Raw genomic sequence first — 5,559 nt, 5'->3', positions numbered from 1 at the left:
GAACGCGCGCGTCCCATCATCAGGGTCTTGAGCAGGGAGCCCAGGACCTGGGGCAGGTCAGCGCGCGTGACAACACGGTCGACCATGCCACGTTCCACCAGGAACTCGGCGCGCTGGAAGCCCACCGGCAGGGTCTCGCGGATGGTCTGCTCGATCACCCGGCGGCCGGCGAAGGCGATCATGGCGTTAGGCTCGGCCAGGTGGATGTCGCCCAGCATGGCGTAGGAGGCGGTGACCCCGCCCGTGGTCGGGTCGGTGAGCACCACGATATAGGGCAGGCCCGCGGCCTTGACCTCGTTCAGCGCCAGGGTGGTGCGGGCCATCTGCATGAGGGCCAAGGTGCCCTCCTGCATGCGCGCGCCGCCGGCGGCGGTGAAGATCACATAGGGGACCTCGCGGCGCACGGCCTCCTGGGCGGCCTTGATGAAGGCCTCGCCCACGCCGATGCCCAGCGACCCGCCCATGAAGGCGAAGTCCTGCACCGAGACGATCGCGCCCTGGCCCTGGATGGTCCCATAGGCGCTGACCATGGCGTCCTGCGATCCGATGGTCTTCCGCGCCGCCTTCAGGCGTTCCATGTAGGGGCGCACATCGGGGAATTTCAGCGGGTCGTCGACGACGCCCTTAGGCGCATCGAGCTTTTCGTAGACGCCGTCGTCGAAGGTGTAGCGCAGGCGCTGGTCCGCGCCGATCCGCATGTGGCTGCCGGACGGGGTCACCCAGAGGGCGGCCTCCAGGTCGGAGCGGTAGATCATTTCCCCCGTGTCGGGGCACTTCACCCAGAGATTCTCAGGTGTCTCGCGCTTGGCCACCAGATTGCGCACGCCAGGCGCGATCTTGGCCAGCCATCCGCCGCGCTCGCGGGGTCCTGAGGGACCGCCCTTACCGGGCTTGTCGTTTCGCTGTTCAGCCATCGCCATGGGGTTCTACACCGAGAGGCTTTCGACTCGCGCGGAGCGCACAGCCTTAGCCAAGGATTCGACTTTGGAAAGAACCCGCGCGGTCACAGATTCGTTCATTGCCAAGGCGGATGCGACCTCGTCGACCAGGGCCGAGCCCACGACGACGGCGTCGGCGACCTTGGCGATCGCGCCCGCGCGCTCAGGCGTCTTGATCCCGAAACCCACCGCCACCGGCAGACCGGAGGCCGCGCGGACCCGGGCCACGTGCGGCGCGACGGTCGCCGCGTCGGCTTCCTTCACCCCCGTCACCCCGGCCACGGACACGTAGTAGACGAAGCCGGAGGTGCGGCGCACCACGACGGGCAGGCGCGCATCGTCGGTGGTGGGCGTGGCCAGGCGAATCAACGACAGGTTCTCGGCGTCCAGGGCGTCGGCCAGCGGATCGGCTTCTTCCGGCGGAATGTCGACGACGATCAGACCGTCGACGCCCGCCACGGCCATATCGCGGGCGAAGGCCGGGAAGCCCCAACCCACCAGGGGGTTGGCGTAACCCATCAGGATCACAGGCGTCGTGGCGTCGCTCTTCCGGAACTCGGCGACCGCCGACAAAACGCCTTGCAGCGTCATGCCATGCGCCAGCGCGCGCTGGGCGGCGCGCTGGATCGGCGGACCCTCGGCCATCGGGTCGGAGAAGGGAAAGCCCACCTCGATCAGGTCGGCGCCGGCGGCCGGCAGGCCGCGCAGGATCGCTGCGGCCGTGGCGGGATCGGGATCGCCCGCCATCACATAGGGCACGAAAGCCGCCCGGTTCTCCGCCTTGAGCTCAGCGAAGCGGGCCTCGATACGGGCTTTGGTCAAATCTGGCGTCCCAGATGCTTGGCCACGGTCTCGACGTCCTTGTCGCCGCGGCCGGAAAGGTTCAGCACCACAATCCCGTCCTTGCCGACCTCGGCGCAGACCTCGGGCAGTCGCGCCAAGGCGTGGGCCGACTCGATCGCAGGCAGGATGCCTTCCAGCTCGGCCAGCAGTTGGAACGCGGCCAGGGCCTCGGCGTCAGTGCAGCTCAGATACGTCGCCCGGCCCACATCGTGCAGCCAGGAATGCTCGGGCCCGATGCCGGGATAGTCGAGGCCGGCGGAGATCGAGTGGGCCTCGGTGATCTGACCTTCCTTGTCCTGCAGCAGGTAGGTCTTGTTGCCATGCAGGACGCCGGGACGGCCGCCGTTGATCGCCGCGGCGTGGCGGTCGGTGTGCAGGCCATCGCCCGAGGCCTCGACCCCGAAGATCTTGACCCCGTCGTCGTTAAGGAACGGATGGAACAGGCCGATGGCGTTGGACCCGCCGACCACGCAGGCGACCACGGCGTCGGGCAGGCGGCCCTCCATTTCCAGGATCTGCTGCTTGGTCTCGATCCCGATCACTGCCTGGAAGTCGCGGACCATCACCGGATAGGGGTGCGGGCCGGCGGCCGAGCCGATCAGGTAATAGGTGTCCTCGACATTGGTGACCCAGTCGCGCAGGGCCTCGTTCATGGCGTCCTTCAGGGTCGCCGAGCCGCTGGTCACCGGCTCGACCTTGGCGCCCAGCAGGTTCATGCGGAACACGTTGGGCTTCTGCCGCTCCACGTCCACCGCGCCCATGTAGACCACGCAGGGCAGACCGAACCGGGCGCAGACCGTCGCGGTCGCCACCCCGTGCTGGCCCGCGCCGGTCTCGGCGATGATTCGGGTCTTGCCCATCTTCATGGCCAGCAGGATCTGGCCCATGCAGTTGTTGATCTTGTGCGCGCCGGTGTGGTTCAGCTCCTCGCGCTTCAGATAGATCTTGGCCCCGCCGATGTGCTGGGTCAGGCGCTCGGCGAAGTAGAGCGGGCTGGGGCGGCCCACATAGTGCTTCAGGAAGCTGGTGAGCTGGCCCTGGAACTCCGGATCGGTTTTGCTGGCCGTGTAGGCCGCGTCCAGGTCGTGGACCAGCGGCATCAGGGTCTCGGGCACATAGCGGCCGCCATAGTCCCCGAACCGCCCGGCGGCATCGGGATAGGCCGTGTAGTCGTTTGGCTTCGCGGGCGCGTTCACGTGGGTCTGCAACCTCAGGCGCGACGGACGGCGTCAAGGAACGCCGTGATCAAGGCCGGGTCCTTTAGTCCGGGACCACGCTCCACGCCAGAGGAAACGTCCACGATCGGCGCGCCCGACAGTCGCACGGCCTCCCCGACATTCCACGGATCGAGGCCGCCGGCCAGCAGCCAGGGCCGCTCGAAACGGCGTCCGGCCAGCAGGGTCCAGTCGAACCGCGCCCCGGCCCCGCCTGGCAGGGGGTGGTCGCTGGGAGGCCTGGCGTCGAACATCAGGTGGTCGACGACGGTCTCGTAGGCGCGGGCCGTGTCGATGTCGTGGGCGTTGGAGACCGAGATCACCTTGATCACGCCAGCGCCGGAGGCGGCGGCGACCTGGCGCGCGCGGGACGGCGTCTCCTTGCCGTGCAGCTGGATGAAGTCGGGCTTCAGCGTCTCGGCCAGCCGCTCCACGAACGCGTCGTCGGGATCGACGGTCACCGCGACGATCTTGACGTTCTTGGCGCGGGCCGGCGCCGTCAGCCGCGCCGCGGCCTCGGGGTCGATGTTGCGCGGGCTCTTGGCGAAGAACAGGAAGCCGATGTGCGACGCGCGACCGTCGATGGCCGCCTGCACGGTCTCGGGCGTCGACAGGCCACAGATCTTCGCGGTGACGTTCATGTGGCGGATTAGGGGCTTTGCGGCCCCCACCGCAAGGGGCCTGATCTCAGCGGGACTTCAGCAGGTCGCGGATTTCGGCCAGCAGGCTCTCGCTGGGCGTGGGCGCCGGGGGCGCTTCAGGCGCGGCGGCCTGCTCGCGGCGCATGGTGTTCACGGCCTTGACCAGCAGGAACACCACCCAGGCCACGATGACGAACTGGATCATGGTGTTGAGGAAGGCGCCATACTGGATGGCCACCAGCTCGCTGGCCGGCGTGGCCGCGTCGTCGGCCCGCAGCACCCATTGCAGCTTTGAGAAATCGAGCCCGCCCAGGGCCAGACCGATGGGCGGCATGATGACCTGGTCCACCAGGCTGGTGACAATCTTGCCGAAGCTGGCGCCGATGATCACGCCGACCGCCAGATCGACGACATTGCCCCGCGCGATGAACTCGCGGAATTCCGAGAACGTGCTCATGGTCCACCCCTTCTTGATCCCCGCCGGGAGGATCGGCCTATCGGTCCCCGGAGGTCAACCGAACGTGGCCTGTTCGTCGGCCGCCTACTCGTCGGCGTTCAGCCGCTCGCGCAGTTCTTTGCCGCTCTTGAAGAATGGGACGTGCTTGGCGCGGACCTCGACGGCCTCGCCGGTGCGGGGATTGCGGCCAGCGCGGGCGTCCCGCGAGCGCACCGACAGGGCGCCGAAACCGCGCAGTTCGACCCGGCCGTCTGTTTCCAGAGCCTTGATCATGCGCTCGAGGATCACGCCGACGACGCGCTCAATATCGCGCTGGGTCAAATGCGGATTCTCTTCGGCAAGCCTGGCGATCAGTTCCGACTTGATCATGCCTATTTCCGAATCCCCGAGCCGCGTGGGAGCACGGCCCTCCGAAAGTTCAACAAGAGCATCGCCTTAGCGGTTGAACTCAAAAACCACGGTAATGCTCGGGAGCGAGCGGGACCATGGTCGAGTCCCGCTGGATGTTCAAGGCGCAATCAAGGTTTACGCGTCGATCTCCAGGTCGTCGTCGGCGGTTTTTGGCGAACCGCGCACCGAACACGCGCGCGCCGGCCGGCGCCTACTTTGAATTGCGCCTGCCCGCTCAGGGCGCAAAACGAAAAACGGCGGATCGGTTTCCCGATCCGCCGCCAGCTTCGAGTCCCGGTGGGACGCGGCGCTTATTCCTTACCGCTGGCCTTCTCGCGAAGGGCGGCGCCCAGGATGTCGCCCAGCGAGGCGCCGGAGTCCGAAGACCCGAACTTCTCGATGGCTTCCTTTTCCTCGACCATTTCCAGAGCCTTGATCGACAGCGAGACGCGGCGCGCGGCCTTGTCGATGCTGGAGATCTGAGCGTCGACGCGGTCGCCCACGGCGAAGCGCTCGGGGCGCTGGTCGGCCCGGTCGCGGCTGAGGTCCGACTTGCGGATGAAGGCCGTCATCGGGGCTTCTTCGTCGCCGAACTTCACTTCGATGCCGCCCGTGGTGATCTCGGTGACGGTGACGGTGACGGTCTGCTTGGTGCGGTAGGTGTCGCCCGTCATCGGGTCGCCGGCCAGTTGCTTGATGCCCAGCGAGATGCGTTCCTTCTCGACGTCGACGTCGAGAACGCGGGCCTTGACCACGTCGCCCTTGTTGTACTTGGCGATGGCTTCCTCACCCGACACGGTCCAGTCGAGATCGCTCAGGTGCACCATGCCGTCGATGTCGTTCTCGAGGCCGATGAACAGACCGAACTCGGTCGCGTTCTTGACTTCGCCTTCGACGGTCGAGCCAACCGGATGAGACGCGTTGAAGGCGTCCCACGGGTTGTCCATGGCCTGCTTGAGACCCAGGGACACGCGGCGCTTGGACGGATCGACGTCCAGCACGACCACGTCGACTTCTTGCGAAGTGGAGACGATCTTGCCGGGGTGGACGTTCTTCTTGGTCCAGGACATTTCCGA

The 5,559-nt window shown here is 67.2% G+C and carries 7 protein-coding genes; all 7 read right to left on the bottom strand.

Annotation, left to right across the window (positions count from 1 at the left end):
- Positions 1–920 (bottom strand): acetyl-CoA carboxylase carboxyltransferase subunit beta (locus RMO04_RS10125; RefSeq protein ID WP_309644659.1); only part of this gene is annotated, 920 nt, incomplete at its 3' end.
- A gap of 6 nt (positions 921–926) precedes the next feature.
- The gene (gene trpA / locus RMO04_RS10120; RefSeq protein ID WP_309644658.1) at positions 927–1,760 is read right to left on the bottom strand and encodes a tryptophan synthase subunit alpha; all 834 of its coding nucleotides are present in this window, start codon (positions 1,758–1,760) and stop codon (positions 927–929) included.
- Positions 1,757–2,977 carry a tryptophan synthase subunit beta gene (trpB, locus tag RMO04_RS10115; protein WP_309644657.1) on the bottom strand — a complete coding sequence of 407 codons (1,221 nt, stop codon included), beginning with the start codon at positions 2,975–2,977 and terminating at the stop codon, positions 1,757–1,759. Before trpB ends, trpA begins: the two co-directional genes overlap by 4 nt.
- Before the next feature lie 14 nt (positions 2,978–2,991).
- Positions 2,992–3,636 (bottom strand): phosphoribosylanthranilate isomerase, encoded by a 645-nt coding sequence (locus tag RMO04_RS10110; RefSeq protein ID WP_309644656.1) that lies wholly within the window; start codon positions 3,634–3,636, stop codon positions 2,992–2,994.
- 46 nt (positions 3,637–3,682) lie between these two features.
- Positions 3,683–4,093 (bottom strand): large-conductance mechanosensitive channel protein MscL, encoded by a 411-nt coding sequence (gene mscL, locus RMO04_RS10105; RefSeq protein ID WP_309644655.1) that lies wholly within the window; start codon positions 4,091–4,093, stop codon positions 3,683–3,685.
- Between the two features lie 84 nt (positions 4,094–4,177).
- A complete protein-coding gene (locus tag RMO04_RS10100) occupies positions 4,178–4,462 on the bottom strand; it encodes an integration host factor subunit beta (protein WP_305674211.1) in 285 nt (94 codons plus the stop codon).
- A gap of 332 nt (positions 4,463–4,794) precedes the next feature.
- Positions 4,795–5,559 (bottom strand): S1 RNA-binding domain-containing protein (locus RMO04_RS10095; RefSeq protein ID WP_309644654.1); only part of this gene is annotated, 765 nt, incomplete at its 5' end.

The sequence above is a fragment of the Phenylobacterium sp. genome (assembly GCF_031412415.1).
GTDB lineage: Bacteria > Pseudomonadota > Alphaproteobacteria > Caulobacterales > Caulobacteraceae > Phenylobacterium.
The sequence above is the reverse complement of the archived record's forward strand: the minus strand, read 5'-3'. Positions and strand labels throughout refer to the sequence as shown.

Bases quoted from the DNA above. Each gene is read 5' to 3' on its own strand.
- RMO04_RS10110 (WP_309644656.1), bottom strand. From the start codon at position 3,636: ATGAACGTCACCGCGAAGATCTGTGGCCTGTCGACGCCCGAGACCGTG.
- RMO04_RS10100 (WP_305674211.1), bottom strand. From the start codon at position 4,462: ATGATCAAGTCGGAACTGATCGCCAGGCTTGCCGAAGAGAATCCGCAT.
- mscL (WP_309644655.1), bottom strand. From the start codon at position 4,093: ATGAGCACGTTCTCGGAATTCCGCGAGTTCATCGCGCGGGGCAATGTC.